The sequence below is a fragment of the Nitrosomonas halophila genome (assembly GCF_900107165.1).
Taxonomy (GTDB): Bacteria; Pseudomonadota; Gammaproteobacteria; order Burkholderiales; family Nitrosomonadaceae; genus Nitrosomonas; species Nitrosomonas halophila.
Window position 1 is genome coordinate 1 of the sequence record NZ_FNOY01000035.1, and the last position, 21,391, is coordinate 21,391.

Here is a 21,391-nt window from a genome sequence, read left to right on the forward strand (position 1 = left end):
TGCTGCATAACAACATGCCGTTTGATGGTGACAAGTTTTTCAAAATAAAGGGCGCTAATATGTAAATTTTGCTTGACTGAAGACAGAGTATCTACGCATGAAAATTGCTGTTGCTGAATACGGGTAGCGCGCATTGCGTGCGCTGTAAATAATTCGGAAGCAGATGATCAAAAAACGAATGTGCCAATTGTATAGCATCTGTTCACATGTGGCCCGCCGGAGAGCGGTGGGGGAATGGCAGTTTGATTGAAACTGGAACGGATGCGCTCGGGCACCTCATAAAGCCTGCGCAGCATTCAGGCTTCTTGCTGTGTGCAGCTTCCGTTACGGTTGTGTCAGGAACAATTCGGTGAGCAAGCTGAACTGCAGGGTTTCTCCCGGGATCTGTTGCAGGACACGGGCCGATAGCCGGCCTGCTTCCTCGATGGCGGGGATGATGACTTCACCATGGCCATAATAGGCATGACAGGAATCCGGCTCATCCGGACGAATGTCATCCGCCAGTCCTTCCAGGGCAACCACTTCATAACGATTGGGGCCGGTATTGGCCAGGGTTACCTGGAACAAGCCATCTTCATGCGCCAGCCGTGTCAGATGCAGTGCGCCGGTGGCAGGGTCGACTGTATTGGACGCCGGCGTGTCTGGCTGACATAAGTTTGCCAGATAGGCTGTGTTGTCGCTGTCTGTCTGGCTGGACATGACATGGGTCAGCACTTGCTGACAACCGCTGTTGCTAAGATGAAGCGATTCCAGATTGGGTGCCTTACCCAGAATCAGTTGTTCGCCGCCCAGTTTGCCCAACACGGCCACGATCTCATCATCATTCGCCGCCATGTCCACCGACCGGAACGGCAGGCTGACGGCAGGCGCGATGACAATGAAGGGGTGGTCGCGATACTGGTAAAGCGCATGCGCCAGGTTGCGCAGATTGACCGCAAAGGTTGAGGTCACAGTACCCCGGTCGTTGAGCAGGGCGATCAACCCATGGGTTGTGCCCATGGATTCGAATGGCAACGGCATGCCGGACATGGACAGCGGAACCTCACGCTTGGAGATCAGCAGCTTGTGATTTTGGGCCGAGAACAGTTGGGCGTGGTCGCAAATACCGCCAGCTGCGCCGGTCAACAGGTTGAGATTGAGATACTGAATTGCATCCAGGCGTGACTGGGCATAGACATCGACCTGTGGTTGTGCTGTTTCCAGCAGACTGTTGCCTGCCAGGAATGCTGCCGAGTGCTGAACCTCCAGCAAATCCAGGACAGTCGGGGCCACATCCATATGGGTGCCGCTATCGGCCACGCTTGATTTGAGCGGGGTGTTCAATGCCAGAAACAGCAGTTGCCGGTCATAGTCGTCTGGATAGAGCGGCTGGGCAACGTTACGCATGGCTAGGTGATCGCTCAGCAGGACAACGACGGTATTCTTCCAGGCCGGATGCTGGCTGATGCGTTCCAGAAAGCGCGCGACCAGGTGGTCTGTGCAGTGTACGGCATGCAGAATGCTATTGTCGATCGCCGGATAACGGGGGCAGGAAGCGGACGGGTGGCCGCTGGGATGGTGAGTGTCCAGAGTCAGCAGGGTGAGGTTGAATGGCTTTTGCAGCGTAGCCAGCCGTTCGAATTCCTGCGCGGCCAAGTCGAACAGACTGTCGTCATAGAGTCCCCAGCCGTTCAAATAGGAGGGATCTGCCAGCAGTGGTATCAACTGGTTTTTACCTTTGACCTGATCAAAACCATGCTTGCTGAGCAGCGTGCCTTTGCCACCGAATTCAGTGGCTGCACCGCCCATGTAGACCTGGTAGTAGCCGGCCCGCTTCAGGATGTCCGGCAGGCAGGTTGCCTGATTGAGAAAACCGCCTTGCAGGACATCATTGCTGCCACCCGGCCCGAGCCCGTAGAGTAATGGCGTGCCGCATAGCGAGGCGGTCATGCCGGCAACTGTCCAGTCGGTCCCTTCGGTCTGCAGCATATTGTCGAATAACAAGCCGGTTTTCATCAGCTGGTTCAGATTGGGCGTCAGGCCGGGAAACGCCTGTTCATCGGTATAGAGACGCTCTAGACTCTCAAGGTAAATTAGCACCAGATTTTTGCCGGGGGTGACGGGGCCTGGGGGTGGAGTGAGCGCTGCTCGGTTGAGCCCGAGCTGCTTCCAGTCGATGTTATCCAGGGCAGGCGCTGGCTCTTGCTGTGACAACAGCTGCCATTGAGCAGCAGAGAGCCGGGCGAGATCCGGTTCCAGCACCAGCATCAACACGAATGTCAGTGCCAGTGGTGAGAATTTGCGCCAGCTCGTGTCGGCCGGCCTCGGCGGCAAATGAGCGACGGTTTGCCATGTCAGCCAAAGACATCCGGTCAGAAACAGAACACTGGCGGCCATCAGTGGCAGATAAGCGGCAGATGCCGCAAGGCTGTCGGTATTCAGGTGATAAAGGAAACGGGTATTGAAGCTTTCACCCTGGAAATAAAAAGAGATGAGCCGCAACAACAGGAGCAACGCGGCACAGCCTGCCAGCGTGCAGGCCGCCAGCCGGCGTTGCCAGAGCCGGGTGATGCCGGCAACGATCCACCCTCCGCATGCCATGAAGCAGACCAATCCAGCCAACGCCAGCAGCAGCCAGACCAGTCCATGGTGTTGGCTGTAATGAAACGATGCCAGGACCGGGGCGGCCAGTAAGCCGTAAAGGGCGATGACCAACAGATATAACGGTCTAATCTTGCGGTAAGAGTACATCACTGTAGATTCCTTTGATTCCCTGGGATTGCAAATAGCTGAAGAACGCCGCCTGATTGACGGTATGGGCATAGACCGGCACATTGCGCTGATTGAGTTCGGCCACGACATTGCTTGAGAGCGACTGATTCACTGGCATGGTGACGGCTGACAGCGCGTGCGAGTCGACAAAATCCAGTAGCGCCTGATCACTCAGATTGGCGCGATAGAGTGTGAGAATGAGTCTTTGAAAACCCAGTTCGCGGGCGGGGCGGTATTCGTCTGGCTGGTAAATCTGCGGGATGAAGCGGTATTGCATGCCGGCGCTGTGGCGCATGATGTAACGCAGACCGGCGAGGTTGTCATCCTTGATATCCGTGATGATCATCGCAGCTGGGTGACTGGACAGCCAGCTGATCAGATCCTCGAAACGCATCTGGGTCAGCCCGTATTTCATGGTCAGGCTGGTGAAGCGGGCAAGGGTGGGCGCGCCAGCAGGCTGGTCAAAAAAACGCCGGTAAGTGGACATCCAGTCATGAATCAGAACCAGATGGCCATCGCTGGTCCAGGAGAAATCGACCTCGAAGCAACGGTGGCCAGCCTGGTAGGCAGCAGTCAGTGCCTGCAGGGAATTGCTGTAAATTTGTCCAGTGATCATGCCGCCCCCGTGCACGATCACTGGCGGCAATTCACTGGCATGGGCGGTTGGCAGGCTGGCAGGCACGTCGTGCCGGTTAGGCGGCAGCAGGGCCAGATCAATGCGCTTTTCTGCCAGCCAGTTGCTTTCGTCAAGGGGATCGGTATCAACCTTGGCCAGGACAAAGAAAATCTGGTACTGACCAGTGGCCATGCCTGCATGCGTGGGCAAAATCAGCGCTTCTTCATGGACATCGCGTAACAGCCAGCCTGGTTTTTGCATGGGAAACGAGATCCGCTTGTCCGGCCACACAACGGCCACATAGGCATCTACTATGTTTTCCGGGATTTCCCCAGCGGCGATGCTGAGCGACAGCGTGATGGGTTCGGAAGGGGTGTATACCTGTTTGGGCATGAGGATGTCCAGACAGTCCCCGCAAAGCTGCGCATAGGCAGGCGTGGCCAGGCATAGCAACAGAAAGCACTGTGCAAGCTTGTGATGCAGGCTGGCCCAGGCAGTCTGGCCACTGATGGCACGCAAGAAGGGATGAGTCGCTGAATGCATTTATCCAATTCTATCCAATTATCAGCAGTGATTGTCATACCATTGTCACAATAATGCCATATTTCCATAGTAGAGAAGTGGGCAGTATGCATTTTGGGAATAATCGGCGCATGGGACATGCCGGAATCGGGTAGACTCAATCCGCGCATCCAGGCTGGGACAGGCAGGCAGCGCACCGGTATGCCGGTCATGCCATGTTTATATAAGCAATACCGGCTGAAAAGACAGGCCCGATCAGGGCGGAGCGGTCCGTCATGTATCCGCAATTTTCATACAGGGAGGTATCATGAAATTATCCAGTTGCCTGGGTGCGATAGTTGTCAGTGCTGTTATAGGGCTGTTTTCCGGTGCTGCAGCTGCCGATCTGGATAGACAGCTGCGCTGGACCATCGATGACTTGCTGGCGGAGAAGCCGCGCCCGTTTGTGATCGGCCATCGGGGATATGGAGAAAATCTGGGCGAGAACCCAGAAATTCCCATAGAAAATACGATCGCATCGGTCATGCGCGCTTTCAGAGCGGGTGTGAGCATCGTCGAGGTCGACGTAGTCATGACAGCGGATGGGCATGCCGTCGCATTGCACGATGATTTCCTGAGCGACCTGACCTGTGTCAATCGCCTGACGTTTGGACAGTTGAAAAAGCGTCTGCCCTATGTGCCGACACTGATGCAAGTGCTGCATGTCGCCAAACCATTTTCTTACCGCCATCCGGTCAAAAACCGTGATCACATTAGCGGCCTGGTGAATATCGAAGTCAAGACACCCTCTCCCTTGTGTGATCCCGCTGACACCACGGAGTCACAGCTGGTCGCTGCCGTATTGCGTGCCGTGGAAAGAACCCGAAGCACTGGGCAAGTGATCATCGAAACATTTTCGCCGAAACTGATGGCAATATTCGCCGCTGAAGCGCCAGCGATCAAACGCAATTTTTCCGTCAATATGCTGCAGCTGCTCAGCCAGGAAGAGGTGGCGGCGATCACCGGGCTACCGGTTACCTTGATAGACAAGGGTGACGGATTCGATTTGCAGTGGGCTGAAACCGGCGCATTCTTCCGCTTGCCCGGCTATCGTTCGCTGGATGAATATGTCAGTGTGGCATTCAGTCTGGGTGCGCAGCTGGTTACACTCGATAAGCTGATACCATGCAACTGGAATTTGCACAGCCAGATGGCGCCGCCTTGTTTGTCAACCAGCTCCACGCCCTGGGCTTCGCCGTGACAGCTTTTACAGTGGATACCGAACCGGAATGGATGTTCCTGTCGGCGATTGGGATCGATGGCATCTATACGAACAACATCCCCATGGGGCTGGTGCTGGAGGGGAGCGGTGAATAGGGTGGATATGTATCAGGGAGGAGGGAATGACTTTATATTCCGGTCCACCTCGGCAGATGTTTCAATGTCTCGATGGAATCTCCTCCTGAAATACTTCTCAAATCTGAATGGCGCACCCTACGCAGGGGCCGGTGACGATCCAGTCGTCGGGTGCGCTTGCGTACTGATCAATACCGCCATGTACCGCCCGGACAGGGACCGGCCACATCTGTCGCGTTGCTGAAAATGGTTCACAGGCATATATTTCTATGGTTTGACCCCAGTCACGATGCTGTTGTAACCAAGCGCTTTATGTATCTGAATGTCCTTGAACCCCACTTCCTGCAGCATTGAAGACAGCTCTTTGCCGGAATATTGTTTACCCTCCGTCCAACTCATCATCATCATGCTGAACGCGGCAGAAGCATAAGGACCGGTTTTTTCATCGTTATAAAGCATCTCATGGATGACGATGCGACCTCCTGGTTCAAGGCTTTCATAGCTTTTGCAAGTCAGGAAATGGCCTTTCTCTGGCGGCCAATCATGGTAAACACTGGAGAAAAAATGAAGATCGGCCGATGGCCAGCCATCGATCCAGATATTGCAGTCAACGGTTTTGATGCGATCTTGTAAGTGATACTGTGCAATATATTCCTGAGCGACTTCGCAAACCTGTGGGAAATCGAGTATCAGCGCCTGTAGATTGGGTAATTTCAAGGCTGCCCCAATCGAATGTGCGCCCGAGCTGCCGCCAATATCCAGCATCACCTTGTGCATGGACAAATCCAGAACGGTTGGCCAGTAAAGTGCGGATGCCATGCTCATGCTATGCATCCCAGCAGTAAAGCGGTGAAGGAGTTCGATTTGCTCTTCATGAGATTTATAAATATCCCCTCCGCCATAGATTTGGGGGGAATTCGTGAGTATCGCCTTCTCAATACTTGAGTAAGAGCATGCTTGGTAGTTGTCGATCACCAAATCCCACAAATAGCCAAAATAGCTTGGGCTTTCTTCGAGCAAATACTCCCTTGCCACCGCCGTCAGTGAATAGCGCTTTTCTTGCAAAGTTAGAAAGCCCAAGGCAGTGGCTGCCGTCAGAATGGCCTCGGCCGGACGTTGGTTGATTTTAAGTGAGTCGCTGATTTCGGCCAGGGTGAGTGGTCCATGAGCCAGCAAGGAGAAAAGCTTTAGCCGGTGCGCTAAAAAAAGCGCTGGATAGCCATAAACGGCGAATATCGCATCCCATAACGGACGATCATCAACCTGGGGTGTTTGTATGTTGGAAGAAATATTCTGTGCCATCAAACCTCCTTTGATTTCGACCAATTAGCAGGGCTGGTCAAAAAAACATAATTTTATTTATTAATATCCATCGCAGACTTGGATACTGATTCAGTATTAACGAGTAGGCGTTCTCAGGGATGCATCCGCCTCTACTAGTCGTTTGATGTTCTGCACGGTTCTTTCAGCACCCTCCTTAATGGCAATACGCACTAATCCTTCGAGTGGGCGCATCACCATCAATAGTTCAAGTAGTTCAAAAGTAAATGTCAGCTTGGTGGATTCTCCCGAATTAATATCTTCTAAGTCATACATGCAGCGAAAGGGATCGGATATCCCAACCAGCGTCACGCGAGTATTTGCTTCATATGCGAAGATTTTAAACCGGGACTCAGAGCGGCGCCCTTGATCAACTCGTACCTGTCTGCCTTCGGTACCCAATCCAACCGGACCCGGTGTGAGTTGCTCAAGCTCTTTAACTTCAGGTGACCATTTTGGATAATTTTCAAAAAGCCCGTCTCCAATGTAGTGGAATACCTTGCTGGCGGAGCATTTGACTACTGTGTGGGCTTTCCCGACGACTGGGTCGGTGGAGCCTAAATTGAGCATGGAGGCTAAGTTGAACATATTGCATTGTCCTTTTTGGCCGGCTGATAGGCTAATCGCGACTCGATCAGTAAATATAGCTATTGTCAATCTAGACGGTAAACGAATGCCGAGCAGATTTCAAGCTGAACGTATAAAAAGCATGGCAATTTGATAAATGGGGCTATGCTCATTTATGTGAGACCCCTATGCTCTAGGAGGCTGTCCGAGAACAGACTGATCTACTGCGGACGAAGCTGCCAAGCGGGATTTTCCGATCCTTTTCGTTGAATAGAACAACTATTCGCCTCAAATGATCGAAAAATCCCGCTTGGCAGCTTCGCCCTCGCTACGATCGCTATTCTCGGACAGCCTCCTAGGCAAATGGCAGGGGCGGTTGCCGATTGTTTTTGGAAATATCGATGCGTATGGGTACGCATCATGTTGCCGTATGCGCAGTCATCTGGTGTTTGCAAACAGCTGGTTAGGCTTATTCAGCACTTTTCTGATCAGGTCTTGAATCAGCAGCGCCCTTGCTTGGCGAGTCCAGGTGGGCAGTGATAACCTGGGCGCATGCCGCCGGCAGGGTATCCATAATCATGGCGCCGGTATCTGGGAAAAGGTTCGGCATGCCGCCGGTTCCGGTCGGTGGTGACCGTTGTGCCTATCGCGGCACCCAGCGCGCCACCAACGATTGCGCCATCGCGCCCCCCGATCTCATTGCCAATTGCGGCGCCCGCCGCGCCGCCCAGTGCGCCGCCAATCGCCGCATCGATAGTGGAGCTGTTTGCATTGGCATCCAGTGCCATTGCCAGCACCAGCGCGCATAGGAAATATCTTGAATTCATAATGTGAGCATCCTTCTAAGATAAATGAACAGTCGATTTTAACATCCTGGCTATTGTTCAGCGCCCAGCTTCTACGTGTAATTGCAGGATTCTCAGGATATGTTCGCGATCGATCCAGCCGACGATCCGCTTCTGGTCGACGACCGGTACCTGGTTGATGCCATGTTGCTGCATGATGTGAAAGACCTCCAGGATACTGTCGGTTGGCTTGACGATATACAGACGGTCGAGTGGCGTCATGATTTCGCGTACCGGGGTGTTTGACCACTGCGTGCGCGGGCATTTGATTGCGTCACTGAGTGTGATCAGGCCAATGGTCTGGTCATCTTCGGTGACCAGACTTGCGCGCCGCCCGGTCAGCAACATTTGCTCGTCTACCCAGTGGAGTATGCTCCTGTCGGCCGCTATCATGGGCACTTCTTTCTGGATGACATCCCCGATGGAGACATTGCCGGCCAGCCGTTCCATGAAATAGGCGCGTTTGCTGCCTTCCGCCACGGTGAGTAAGAACCAGCCTATGCCTATCAGCCATAGCCCGTTCAGCAGCATGCCTGTCTGCAAAGCGATCAACATACCGGAGACCATTAAACCAAAAGCGACGATTTTGCCGCTGACGACCGCCCATTGCATCCCCTTGATGGCATTGCCACTGATGCCCCATACGATGGCGCGGAAGACTCGGCCGCCATCCAGTGGAAAACCGGGTATTAAATTAAAGATGGCGACCACGAGATTGATCGTCATCAGCCAGCTGAATGTTTCCGAGGCGGTTTCACTGTACGGCGAAAATCCAAATTGCAGCAAATAAAACAAGCCGGCCAGCGCGAAGCTGACCAGCGGGCCAGCAATCGCGATCAGGAATTCGGTTGCTGCGGTATCGGCATCTTTCGCGGTTTGTGCCACGCCCCCGAAAATGAACAGGGTAATCGAGCGCACCTTGACGCCACGAGCGATTGCCACCACGCTGTGGCCAAGCTCATGCAGGATGATGCTGACGAAAAAAAGCAATGTGGTGGCCAAAGCGGTCAGCAAGGTGGCGTGCGCACTCCAATCCGGATGATCGCTTCTGAACGCGATAAAAAGTGAGCTGACCAGCAGAAAAAAAACGATGAACCATGTGTAGTGCACACCGATGCGTATGCCGAAGACCGAACCGATACGAAATGATGATTCCAACATGCCAATATCCTTGTGGTTGAGGCGAATGGCGGCTGAATGATCGCCGCATGTCCGCCTGTAGAGAATGATTGCCGCTGACCGGGTTTGTGTCTGTCCATAACCCCCAGCCGTATCCTATTGCTAAATTGCATGAATTTCCAGCGGGTATTGCCAAATCGAGAGCTCTGAGTCTCCGTCAATGGCTGATATTTTGCACCGCATTCGGAAAAGTGCGCGCCGAGTGGTGTCTGCATACACGCTGCATTATATGCATGATGCAGCGTGTATGCGGATTGCGGAGCCGGTGTCCAGAGAACCAGGCCGCGACAAGGATTCAGGATGTAGGCCTGCTTGTGATGCCGGCTGGTGGCAGGGCGACACGTGGGTAGATGGCTTGTACTTCGTCATAAATCTGCTGGCAGTCGTCGATATAACGCTGTGAAAAGTGAAAGGAGATCAGCAGCGGTCTTGCAATGCTGCACATTCTAGCGGGTGGGAATCCCGCTCGGGTAACCGCTAGGAGACTGTCCGAGAATAGTGATCGTAGCGAGGGCGAAGCTGGCTGAGCGGGATTTTTCGATCATTTGAGGCGAATAGTGGTTCTATTCAACGAAAAGGATCGAAAAATCCAGCCTGGCAGGTTCGTCCGCAGTAGATCAGTCTCGGACAGTCTCCTGGACACGGACTGGGTATGAGCCTTGCAGTCGGGCCGGTAACGGTCAGATTGATGCGTAAGTATGAAAGCAGGCGAGATGCAGGGGTAACGGGTGAAGCCGACCTTGGAGGTATTGAGCCTCGTAAAATTAGGATGTGTCAGCCAGAAAGACAGGGCGATCTGTCGGCTGATGGAAGAAAGACAAAGTACGTGAACAGGTTAATGTAAATCTACACTGACCCCGGTTATTCCTGACCCCGGTTATTCAATTATTCTTTGTGTGCTAGCGTACATACTTAAACGGGATATCCCTGTAATAATGGAATCCATAAGCTACAGTGGATGTGGTGTGGCGTCCAGGGGCGAGGTAAAGTTGCGGAACTGCCTATTCTGAGGGGCAATTCCGGGCAGAGCGATTACGATGTATTTCATAGCGATTGCACTGTAGCAAACCAGGTGTCCTTTAATCTGGAAGATCTAAGGGTATTTATCGAGAGATATTTAGTTTCGTCAATCAACTGGGAGAACCATGTCATGACACAATTCACGCGCCATTTATCCGCTTTCTTCTTAACTGTTCTGATGGTTTCATTTTTGGGCTGCGCATCGGCGCCAGGTCAACGGGGAACCGGAGATTATATCGATGATTCTGTCATTACTACGAAAGTTAAAGCGGCAATTTTCAATGAACCATCTCTGTCAACCTACGAAATCAACGTCGAAACCTTTCAGGGTCGCGTCCAGCTGAGTGGCTTTGTTGGTTCCCAGGCAGAAATCAATAGGGCGGTTGAGGTTGCGCGCAGTGTTAAAGGTGTGCAGTCTGTCAAAAATGATATGCGAGTCAAGTGACGGTAAGCTGTTATATTGTTTAACTGTCATCCATTGTATTTATTGTCAGCGTATGCGGTATATATTTCAGAGGAATGATACGTAGGGCGTTGCAGGGAACAAGCAGAACCCACTCAAGGAACCTGCGGATAAGTCATGAATTCTCCTCCTTCAATCGAGAAGTCGAAGGAGGAGAATATCTTACGCTGGCTTTCTCAGGTTCCGTTTGCGTGGGAACGAAGTAATCAGGCCTATTCAGAATTTCTTAAAAATCAGTTGCCGGCTTCTCTGTGTCGGCGATGCTATCTGGTTCGGTAACCCAATCAAATACCCGGGTATTTGATTCAGTCCATCCTGGATCGTATATGAGTGAGTTTGACCGGCCGTTACTACAAACAGCGTGTACTGGATACGTGTTCATTCCACTTGGATATGCACTTTTATAGGAGGTGTTATGCCGGAGTCTGATTCATCCAATCATTGGTATTGCTGGGAAATGGGCATTGAAACGCTCGCCCAGATTGGAGCACCTTTTTAAATGAGGATGAATGCCAATCGCTTCTTCCAATATTTGCGCGGCTTGAGCGTAAACTTGCGAGGTGGAATCCGCCTGAACGATGCCTTCAATGAGCCGCCATTGCGCTCGGAATTATTCAGCGCAGATCAGATGGAGCAGCGAGGTAGAGATCTCGCGGCTACGCATGAATTGGCGCGAGAACGCCCGCAAGACTACTTGATGCCGCGCTTGGCGGCAAACGAAGCGGTATTGATCGAAGTCTGTGGGCGGCTCACGGCGGCAGTAAGGGCTAACCAGCAGATCACGCCAGCCAGCGAATGGCTGCTCGATAATTTTTATTTAATCGAAGAGCAGATTCGCACCGCCAGGCGTCACATGCCTAAAGGGTATAGCCGGGAGTTACCCCGATTGTCGAATGGACCTTCGGCTGGGCTGCCGCGTGTTTACGATATTGCGCTGGAGATCATTTCCCATGGGGATGGACGTGTAGACTCGGAAAGTCTCAGCCGCTTTGTTGCGGCTTACCAGACGGTAAGTGCGCTCAAATTAGGCGAGTTATGGGCTATCCCCATTATGTTGCGGCTGGCGCTGATCGAGAACCTGCGGCGTGTTGCCATTCGCATCGCCGCCGATCGAATCGACTGCGACCTTGCCAATGTGTGGGCAGAAAAGCTGGTGACAGCTGCGGAGACGGACCCCAAAAGTCTGGTGCTAGTGATAGCAGACATGGCGCACTCGAAACCGCCGATGTCAACGCCGTTCGTAGCGGAATTTGCGCGCCGACTGCAAGGGCATGGTCAGGCTTTGGCTTTGCCACTGACCTGGATTGAACAAGTGCTTGCCGAGTCGGGGTTGACTATAGAGCGGTTAGTGCAGTCAGAAAATCAGCATCAGGCTGCTGATCAGGTTTCCATTAGCCACAGCATTGGCAGCTTACGTTTTCTGGGTGGGATGGATTGGCGCGAATTCGTCGAGAACATGAGTGTCGTTGAGCGAACATTGCGCGAGGATCCGGGTGGAGCCTATAGCAAGATGGATTTTGCCACGCGCGACCGTTATCGGCATGTGATTGAAAAGATTGCAAAGCGGAGTTCCCTTACTGAAGTTGAAATAGCGCGCAGTGCGGTTCAGCTCGCACATGAGGCTCAGGTAGCGCATCCAGATGATGGCGAACGTGCGGCGCATGTCGGTTTCTACCTAATTGACCGAGGCTTGCAAAAGCTTGAGACAAGTGCGCAATTGCGCTTCTCCCTTGTGGCCGCGCTCGTGAAAATGGGGTCGCAGCGTTCATTGGGTATCTACCTCGGACTCATAGCATTACTCACACTGCTGTTCAGCGCCAGCCTGATGGCGATAGTTTATACGCAGGATGTGTCAGATAAATTTCCCCTGTTGATCGGTGTTCTCACGCTGCTGCCTGCCAGCCAGTTGGCGCTTGCCCTGGTGAATTGGCTGACAACCATTTTTGTGCGCCCGCATCCGTTGCCACGCATGGATTTTTCCGCTGGTATGCCAGCGCAATCGCGGACACTGGTGGTTGTGCCGACGATGCTTAGTAATCCGCAAAGTGTCGACGATTTAATCGAAGCGCTGGAAGTCCGCTTTCTGGCAAATCAGGATGATAATCTCTATTTTGGGTTATTGACGGATTTTCGAGACGCACATGAAGAAGTACTCGCTGAAGACGAGCCGTTATTGCAACTGGCCCAGGATCGAATCAAGACGCTCAATACAAAATACGGCACTGCGGACAAGAGTATTTTCTTTCTTTTTCATCGCCCGCGCCGCTGGAATCCGCAAGAACACATCTGGATGGGCTATGAACGTAAGCGCGGCAAACTTGCCGACTTGAATGCATTGCTGCGCAATGGAATGTATAGCAATGCCGACAAACGCTTCTCATGTATCGTCGGCGATACGTCTTGTTTAGCAAACGTGAAGTACGCCATCACCTTGGATACGGATACGCAGCTACCGCGTGACGTCGCGCGGCAGCTTGTGGCTGCCATGGCACATCCACTGAATCGGCCTCGCTACGACGAACAACTGCAGCGCGTACAGGAGGGCTACGGAATCCTTCAACCACGTGTCAGCGTCAGTCTGGAAGGCAATAATCGCTCGCGCTATGCGCACTTGCATGGCGGTGAAACCGGTATCGATCCATACACTCGCGCCATTTCTGATGTTTACCAAGACATGTTCGGCGAAGGTTCGTTCATTGGCAAGGGTATTTATGAGGTGGATACTTTCGAGCGGACATTGAATGGGCGCTTTCCCGAAAACCGGATTCTTAGCCACGATTTGCTGGAAGGATGTTATGCCCGCGCCGGCTTGTTGAGTGACGTGCATGTGTACGAGGATTACCCCGCTCACTACAGCATGGATGTCAGCCGCCGGCATCGCTGGATACGTGGTGATTGGCAATTGTTGGGCTGGCTGTTTCCTCGCGTTCCCGGTCCCGGTAAACAACGACTGAAAAACGCACTTTCAAATTTATCGCGCTGGAAACTGTTCGATAATCTGCGGCGCAGTCTGGTGCCAACAGCCATGCTGCTGCTATTGTTGCTAGGCTGGGCCGTGCTCGCATCACCCTGGATCTGGACATTGGCGCTGATCAGCACAATTCTGATTCCTCCCTTGATCATCTCGGTTGTAGAAATTTTCCGCAAGCCAAGCGAGGTACGGTTACGCCAGCATCTTGCCGTTGTACTCGATACCGTAAGTCAACGTTTGGTGCAGGCGGTCTTTACGCTGGCATGCCTTCCCTTCGAAGCCTGGTTCAGCCTGGATGCAATCGTGCGTACAGCATGGCGTATGTTGTTCACCCAAAGACGATTACTTGAATGGAATCCATCGGGTGAAGCCAAACGAACCAGCCGCACGGATTTCACCGCGACCTTGCGTATGATGTGGGTCGCTCCGACGATCGCCATTGCTGCAATACTCTATCTGCTGTTATTCAAATCTACTGCGCTCGTAGTAGCGGGACCTATCTTGCTGCTGTGGTTGTGTTCACCCGCGATTGTCTGGTGGATGAACCGGCCGTTCGCTCGTCGTGCCGCACAGCTGACAGCTGAGCAGACTATTTTCCTGCGTAAACTTTCTCGCAAGACTTGGGCATTCTTCGAGACTTTTGTCGGTCCGGAGGATCATTGGCTGCCACCGGACAACTATCAGGAATATCGCGGCGCGGCCGTGGCGCATCGCACTTCACCAACTAATATCGGCGTAGCGCTACTTGCGAATTTATCCGCATACGATTTCGGCTATATTCCGGCCGGGCAATTCATCGAGCGTACGGCAAATACCTTCGATACCATGCAAACGCTGGAGCGATATCGTGGCCACTTCTATAACTGGTACGACACGAAATCGTTGAAACTGTTGCATCCGGCCTACGTTTCGACAGTGGATAGCGGAAACCTCGCAGGTCATCTATTGACCTTGCGCTCTGGGCTACTCACGCTTGCTGACGACAAAATTCTCGATCTACGCTGGTTCCACGGGCTCCAAGATACGCTCGGAATTCTAGTGGATGCAACAGGAAGCACGAAATCGGCTCTGCTCGCTGCATTGCAGGCGGAGACCGAGTCTGCTTGCGGTTCACCGCCTGCTACCCTCGCACTGGCATGGCGGCACCTCAATCAACTGACTGAGCATGCGGAGAAATTTGCCGAGAAAATCGAGGCTGCTTCTCCGAAGGTGCATCAATCAGATAGCACAGTGGTGTCAGCCGGAGAAAAATGGCGCGCGGAAACCGGGGGATACCTGGATGCAGATACGGATTCCACGCATCACCCGGCACTGGATCATGCCAGCGCAGTCATCTCTGAGATAACTTCGGAGAGTGATGCGGTGTGGTGGGCGCATACGTTCGTCCGACAATGCCGCGCTGTCCTCGATGAGTTGACTTTTCTTGCCCCTTGGCTAGCGTTGCCAGCCGCACCGAACGGGCTGCTTGACGATAACCTGAGCAACGACGCAATCCCAACGCTGCGGGAATTGGCGAATATCGAAGGCAAATGGCTGGCGGCAATCGAACAGCGGCTCGGCGTGTCCTTCGCGAAGGATGCGGCATCGGTGGAATGTGAATGGTTGCATGAGTTCCGACGCTGCATCATGCAAGCCAGCCGTCGCGCTACTGAACGGATTGCGATTGTCGAGCGGCTTGCTCGGCAATCAAGCGAGTTTGCGTCCATGGCGTATGATTTCTTGTATGACAAATCATCGCGTTTACTGGCGATTGGGTACAACGTGGATGAACTGCGGCGGGATACGAGTTACTACGACTTGCTGGCCTCGGAAGCGAGATTGATCAATTTCGTCGCGATCGCGCAGGGGCAGGTACCGCAGGAGAGTTGGTTTGCCCTGGGACGTCTGCTTACGTCCACTGGTAGCGAGCCCGTACTTTTGTCGTGGAGTGGCTCGATGTTCGAGTACCTGATGCCGCTCCTGGTGATGCCAACCTTTCATAACACGTTACTTGATCAGACTTATAAAGCAGCTGTGGCGCGACAGATCGAGTACGGGAAGCAGCGCAGCATCCCTTGGGGTATGTCGGAATCCGGCTATAACCTGGTTGACGCCCATCTCAACTATCAGTACCGGGCATTTGGCGTGCCTGGCCTTGGGCTCAAACGCGGACTCGCCGATGACCTGGTGGTTGCGCCCTATGCCACGGTGCTGGCGCTGATGGTATCGCCCGAGGCGGCCTGCTTGAATTTGCAGCAACTCGCCGCAGAAGGGCTGGAAGGAAAATTCGGTTTTTATGAGGCCATTGACTATACCCCGTCACGTCAACGACGCGGAGAATCGAGTACGGTGGTGCGATCTTATATGGCGCACCACCAGGGAATGAGCCTGCTTTCTCTTGCCTACCTACTGCTGGATCGTCCGATGCAAAAACGCTTTGAGTCGGAGCCGCTGTTCCAGGCGACCTTGCTGCTGCTGCAGGAGCGGATTCCTCGGACAGCAACGTTCTTTCCACGTATCGCTCAGTTTTCCGACATTCAACTGACCGCCCGTGCAGCACAAGCGCCGATTCGCGTTTTCAACAGCGCCCGTACGCCGATACCGGAAGTGCAGTTGTTATCGAACGGTCGTTACCATGTAATGGTCACCAATGCTGGCGGCGGCTATAGCCGCTGGAAAGATCTCGCCGTCACACGTTGGCGCGAAGATACAACACGCGACCACTGGGGGGCGTTCTGTTATATACGCGATGAAAACAGCGGGGAAATCTGGTCGACTGCGTACCAGCCAACACTGAAGCAACCGAAGCATTATGAGGTCACTTTCTCCGAGGGACGCGCTGAATTTCGTCGTCGTGATTTGATAGGTGACGGCAGTTTTGAGACCTATACTGAGATTGTGGTATCACCTGAAGACGATATCGAGCTGCGTCGCATACGCATTACTAACCGCACCGGTACTCGCCGTGCGATCTCGGTAACAAGTTACGCGGAAGTGGTGCTTGCCGTGCCAGCCGCAGATGCATTGCATCCAGCCTTCAGCAATCTGTTCGTGCAGACCGAGATTGACGAGAAACGCCAAGCGATACTTTGCACACGCCGACCGCGCTCGGCTACCGAGCAAACACCCTGGATGTTTCACATGATGACGGCACATGGAGAGGTTATCGAATCCATCTCTTATGAGACGGATCGGATGCAATTCATCGGACGTGGCCATACTGTCACCAACCCGCAAGCACTAAACAACGAGTCATCGGACATGCTTTCGGGCGGCCAGGGTTCGGTACTGGATCCGATTGTTGCGATTCGCCTTGCCATGACACTTGATCCGGAACAAACGATCACCCTGGATATGGTAAGCGGCATGGGGGAGACCCGTGATGGCGCGTTAAGTTTAGTCGAAAGATACCAGGATAGGCGGCTCGCGGATCGTGTCTTTGATGTTGCCTGGACACATGCCCAAGTGGTGTTGCGCCAGCTCAATGCCAGTGAGGCTGATGCGCAACTCTATGGACGCCTGGCCAATTCTATTGTCTATGCCAACGACTCGCTGCGCGCCGAAACCAGTATTCTGATGCAGAATCGTCGCGGGCAATCCGGTTTGTGGAGCTACGCTATTTCCGGCGATTTGCCCATCGTCCTGCTGCACATTGGCGACGCAACCAATATCGAATTGGTGCGCCAATTGGTCCAGGCTCACGCCTACTGGCGTTTAAAAGGACTGGCGGTCGATCTGGTGATCTGGAACGAAGACCGTGCCGGTTACCGGCAATTGCTCCAGGACCAAATTATCGGTTTGATTGCAGCAGGTACCGAAGCGCATGTGATTGATCGGCCGGGTGGAATATTCGTGCGACGTGCGGAACAGATATCGAATGAAGACCGTATTCTGTTCCAATCGGTTGCGCGCGCTATCATAACGGATAGCCGGGGAACGCTGGCGGAACAGATCAACCGTCGCATCCTGAGGGATGCGCGGATGCCACGTATCCGGCCGAACAAGGGCCGGCATGCCGATTCTCCGGGCAGTAATGCGTTACCGCAGCGTGATCTCATTCTGCACAATGGACTGGGTGGGTTTACGCCGGATGGGCGCGAGTATGTCATTGCCACCACTGCCACGCAGGTAACACCCGCACCATGGGTGAATGTGTTGGCGAATGCGCATTTTGGCACAGTCATTTCCGAGAACGGCCAAGCTTATACCTGGAGCGAAAACGCGCACGAATTTCGCCTCACACCCTGGCACAACGATCCGGTTTCCGATGGGAGCGGTGAAGCTTTTTACTTGCGTGATGAAGAGAGCGGCTATTTCTGGTCTCCCACGCCGTTGCCCTGTCGTGGCGCAAATCCATATGTCAGCCGGCACGGATTCGGCTACAGCGTATTCGAACATACTGAAGGCGGGATTGTCTCGGAGCTGTGGGTTTACGTGGCCATCGATGCTGCGGTCAAATTCTCGGTATTGAAAGTACGTAACGCATCCGGTCGTCCGCGGCGACTCTCCGCGACGGGCTACGTGGAATGGGTGCTGGGTGATTTGCAACCGAAATCGACCATGCACGTGACCACTGAAGTCGATGCCGGTAGCGGTGCGCTGTTCGCCCATAATCCTTACAACACGGAATTCACCGGTCGGATTGCTTTCTTTGACGTGGATGAAACCAATCGCTCGATCAGTTGCGATCGTTCTGAATTCATTGGACGTAACGGTTCGCTCAATAACCCAGCCGCGATGGCGCATACGCGGCTTTCAGGCAAGACAGGCGCAGGATTGGATCCTTGCGCTGCGATCCAGGTGGGTTTTGACTTGGCCGACGGGCAGGAGCGCGAGATCATCTTCCGCTTAGGTCAGGCCGGCAGGCGTGGTGCCGATGATGCGCGCAATTTGGTACGCCGTTTTCGAGGACCGGCCGCCGCTCGCACAGCGCTGGAAGCGGTATGGCAGTACTGGAACCATACCCTCGGCGCAGTTCAGGTGGAAACGCCGGATTCGTCTCTCAACGTGCTGGCCAATGGTTGGCTCATCTATCAAACACTTGCCTGTCGTCTCTGGGCGCGTAGCGGCTATTATCAATCGGGCGGTGCTTTTGGCTTTCGTGACCAGTTGCAGGATGTGATGGCATTGATTCATGCCGAGCCGCAACGCGTGCGCGACCAATTACTGCTGTGCGCCGCACATCAGTTCGTGGAGGGAGATGTTCAGCATTGGTGGCACCCACCGTCCAGCCGCGGTGTGCGTACCCGTTGTTCGGATGATTATCTCTGGCTGCCGCTGGCAGTGAGTCGTTATGTGTTATGCACCGGCGATACAGGCGTGCTGGATGAATCCATTCCCTTTCTCGAGGGCCGTCCAGTTGGTTCCGAAGATGATTCGTACTATGATTTGCCAGAGCATTCCGGTGAGTCCGCCAGCCTCTACCAGCACTGTATACGCGCCATTCGACATGGCCTGAGGTTTGGCGACCATGGCCTCCCGCTGATCGGTTCCGGGGACTGGAACGATGGCATGAATCTGGTGGGCATACATGGCAAGGGTGAAAGTGTCTGGCTTGGCTTTTTCCTGTACGAAGTACTGAAATGCTTTGCCGAACTGGCACAACGGCAGGGCGATGTGGCTTTTGCTGAACAGTGCCGGAGCGAAGCCGAACAACTTCGCCAGCGTATCGAGCAAACTGCCTGGGACGGCGAATGGTATCGCCGCGCTTACTTCGATGATGGTACCGCGTTGGGGACGGTGACCAACATCGAATGCCAGATCGATTCGATCTCGCAAAGCTGGTCGGTGCTCTCCGGCGCAGGGGATATCACACGCTCGCGTAGGGGCATGGACGCCGTCTATGCGCGACTGGTGCGACACGATCACGCATTGATCCAGCTCCTGGATCCGCCATTCGATAAATCGGATTTGGATCCTGGCTACATTAAAGGTTACGTTCCCGGTGTGCGTGAAAACGGCGGGCAATACACCCACGCCGCTATTTGGACCGTCATGGCGTTCGCAGCCTTGGGCGAAAGCCAGCGTGCGTGGGAATTGCTAACGATGATTAATCCTGTGAACCATGGAAAATCAGCAGCGGGTGTTGCAACCTACAAAGCTGAGCCCTATGTCGTCGCCGCCGATGTCTATGCCGTTTCGCCGCATGCCGGCCGTGGGGGGTGGAGCTGGTACACGGGTTCAGCTGGGTGGATGTACCGGTTGATTGTGGAGTCCTTGCTCGGCCTGAGGCTGGATGTGGATAAACTGCATTTTACTCCCTGTCTGCCTACTTCCTGGCAGGCGTTCAAACTGCATTACCGCTATAGGGAGACCGTCTACCATATCGTCGTGTCGCAAATGGACGCCAGTGATGCTGCACAGAGCGGCGTCATGCGCGTTACGCTGGATGGCGTCGATTGTCCCGACAAAACAATCCAACTGATTGACGATCGTCAGGATCACTCGGCGGAAGTAAGCGTAGCCATTCCGTTCAACCGTATCGATGATCAAGATAAACGAGAACAAGCGCTTCGCTCAAGGGAGTAGTCGATATCTATCACGGATTAAACTGCTTGCCTTGTTACTGAAGGGAGGCGCACTAAGGGGGCATCTTGAGAAATTGATATTTCGTCACAACAATGCGTTGCTTCCGCTTCTGACGGACTTTAGGTGATTTTTCCAGGCTACCTGATAACCAAACGGAATGAGACCAATATCAAATAATAATTTTTTGAGGGTGCATTCATGCATAACAGTAATCAACAGGCTGTCACCAAGGCGATTTTTCCGGTTGCTGGTTTGGGAACGCGATTCTTGCCGGCTACCAAGGCTTCACCGAAAGAAATGCTGGTGGTTGTTGATAAGCCGCTTATTCAATACGCAGTGGAAGAGGCTTATGCTGCGGGCATACGTGAAATGATCTTTGTAACAGGCCGTAATAAACGCGCCATTGAAGACCATTTCGATACGGCTTATGAGCTGGAGGCTGAGCTGGCTGCTCATGGCAAGGATGCACTCATTGCGATCGTTAATGCGATTAAGCCGGACGACATGGAATGTATCTACATACGACAGTCCAGGGCGCTAGGCTTGGGTCACGCCGTATTGTGCGCCGAACGTCTGGTTCGCGGCGAGCCCTTCGCGGTATTGTTGGCCGACGACTTGATGGTCGGCGACCCACCCGTCATGCAGCAAATGACCGGCCTTTTCGATCAATATCGTTGTAGTATTCTGGCAGTTCAGGAAGTACCGAATGATCAAACTGGTCGTTATGGTATCGTGCAAGGAGAGATGTTAAAGCCAGATATTCTCAGGATCACCGGCCTGGTGGAGAAACCACATCCCAGCGTTGCACCGAGTAACCTGGCCGTCGCGGGACGTTATATCCTGACTCCAGAAGTGTTCGAGCGCATTCGCGCGCAACCTCGCGGTATGGGTGGTGAAATACAACTCACTGATGGTATTGCCGCTCTGCTTGATTCGGAGCAGGTATTGGCTTACCGTTACCACGGAAAACGTTATGACTGTGGCAGCAGGCTGGGCTTGTTGCAGGCCAGCGTGGACATTGCATCCGCGCATCCGCAGCTGGGCGGCGAGTTCTCCGACTGGTTGAAAGCGCGGGAGGGTGTTTAACCTGGATATTGTAGTACTTAGGAGTCGCTCATAAATAACTGTAACACTTGGATCGCATCTGGCGGGCGCACTGCGGCGTGACTCGTCGTCGCCATAGCCTTGCTATGACTCCTCCTTTCGCCTTGCATCCCGCCAGACGCGCCCAATTGTCACACTTATTCCTTCACGGCTCCTTGCTGGCCTGCGCGAGAAGAACGGTAGCCAGAATC

At 53.6% G+C, this 21,391-nt stretch carries 11 protein-coding genes; 5 read left to right on the top strand and 6 right to left on the bottom strand.

All coding sequences use genetic code 11. The features are described from left to right. Positions 1 to 324 precede the first annotated feature (324 nt). Positions 325 to 2,730 carry a sulfatase-like hydrolase/transferase gene (locus BLV85_RS08950; protein WP_245725152.1) on the bottom strand — a complete coding sequence of 802 codons (2,406 nt, stop codon included), beginning with the start codon at positions 2,728 to 2,730 and terminating at the stop codon, positions 325 to 327. Continuing rightward, positions 2,708 to 3,910 carry a glycerophosphodiester phosphodiesterase family protein gene (locus tag BLV85_RS14875; RefSeq protein WP_143032314.1) on the bottom strand — a complete coding sequence of 401 codons (1,203 nt, stop codon included), beginning with the start codon at positions 3,908 to 3,910 and terminating at the stop codon, positions 2,708 to 2,710. Before BLV85_RS14875 ends, BLV85_RS08950 begins: the two co-directional genes overlap by 23 nt. A 286-nt stretch (positions 3,911 to 4,196) precedes the next feature. Here BLV85_RS14875 and BLV85_RS08955 point away from each other — a divergent pair, with 286 nt between their 5' ends. Then, positions 4,197 to 5,129, top strand: a complete 933-nt coding sequence (locus BLV85_RS08955) for a glycerophosphodiester phosphodiesterase (protein ID WP_090414413.1) — start codon at positions 4,197 to 4,199, stop codon at positions 5,127 to 5,129. After that, positions 5,126 to 5,245, top strand: a complete 120-nt coding sequence (locus BLV85_RS15905) for a hypothetical protein (protein WP_342707067.1) — start codon at positions 5,126 to 5,128, stop codon at positions 5,243 to 5,245. The genes BLV85_RS08955 and BLV85_RS15905 overlap by 4 nt, the downstream gene beginning before the upstream one ends. 246 nt (positions 5,246 to 5,491) lie before the next feature. Here the strand turns inward: BLV85_RS15905 and BLV85_RS08960 are convergent, their stop codons facing one another. The 4 genes from BLV85_RS08960 to BLV85_RS08975 all read right to left on the bottom strand — a co-directional run bounded on the left by BLV85_RS08960 (position 5,492) and on the right by BLV85_RS08975 (position 9,117). Further along, the gene (locus tag BLV85_RS08960) at positions 5,492 to 6,526 is read right to left on the bottom strand and encodes a methyltransferase (protein WP_090414414.1); all 1,035 of its coding nucleotides are present in this window, start codon (positions 6,524 to 6,526) and stop codon (positions 5,492 to 5,494) included. Positions 6,527 to 6,622: 96 nt separating this feature from the next. Next, on the bottom strand, positions 6,623 to 7,132 hold the full coding sequence (locus BLV85_RS08965) for an SRPBCC family protein (protein WP_090414416.1): 510 nt from the start codon (positions 7,130 to 7,132) through the stop codon (positions 6,623 to 6,625). Positions 7,133 to 7,611: 479 nt separating this feature from the next. Further along, positions 7,612 to 7,938 carry a hypothetical protein gene (locus BLV85_RS08970; protein ID WP_090414418.1) on the bottom strand — a complete coding sequence of 109 codons (327 nt, stop codon included), beginning with the start codon at positions 7,936 to 7,938 and terminating at the stop codon, positions 7,612 to 7,614. 57 nt (positions 7,939 to 7,995) lie between these two features. Further along, a complete protein-coding gene (locus BLV85_RS08975) occupies positions 7,996 to 9,117 on the bottom strand; it encodes a site-2 protease family protein (protein WP_090414420.1) in 1,122 nt (373 codons plus the stop codon). A gap of 1,168 nt (positions 9,118 to 10,285) precedes the next feature. Here BLV85_RS08975 and BLV85_RS08985 point away from each other — a divergent pair. The 3 genes from BLV85_RS08985 to galU all read left to right on the top strand — a co-directional run bounded on the left by BLV85_RS08985 (position 10,286) and on the right by galU (position 21,182). After that, entirely contained in the window at positions 10,286 to 10,600 is a 315-nt protein-coding gene (locus BLV85_RS08985) for a BON domain-containing protein (protein WP_090414449.1), read from the top strand. 517 nt (positions 10,601 to 11,117) lie between these two features. Further along, positions 11,118 to 20,096 carry a glycoside hydrolase family 94 protein gene (locus BLV85_RS08990; protein ID WP_090414424.1) on the top strand — a complete coding sequence of 2,993 codons (8,979 nt, stop codon included), beginning with the start codon at positions 11,118 to 11,120 and terminating at the stop codon, positions 20,094 to 20,096. A gap of 198 nt (positions 20,097 to 20,294) precedes the next feature. Then, positions 20,295 to 21,182: a UTP--glucose-1-phosphate uridylyltransferase GalU gene (gene galU, locus BLV85_RS08995; protein ID WP_090414427.1), complete on the top strand. Its 888-nt coding sequence runs from the start codon at positions 20,295 to 20,297 to the stop codon at positions 21,180 to 21,182. Positions 21,183 to 21,391 lie beyond the last annotated feature (209 nt).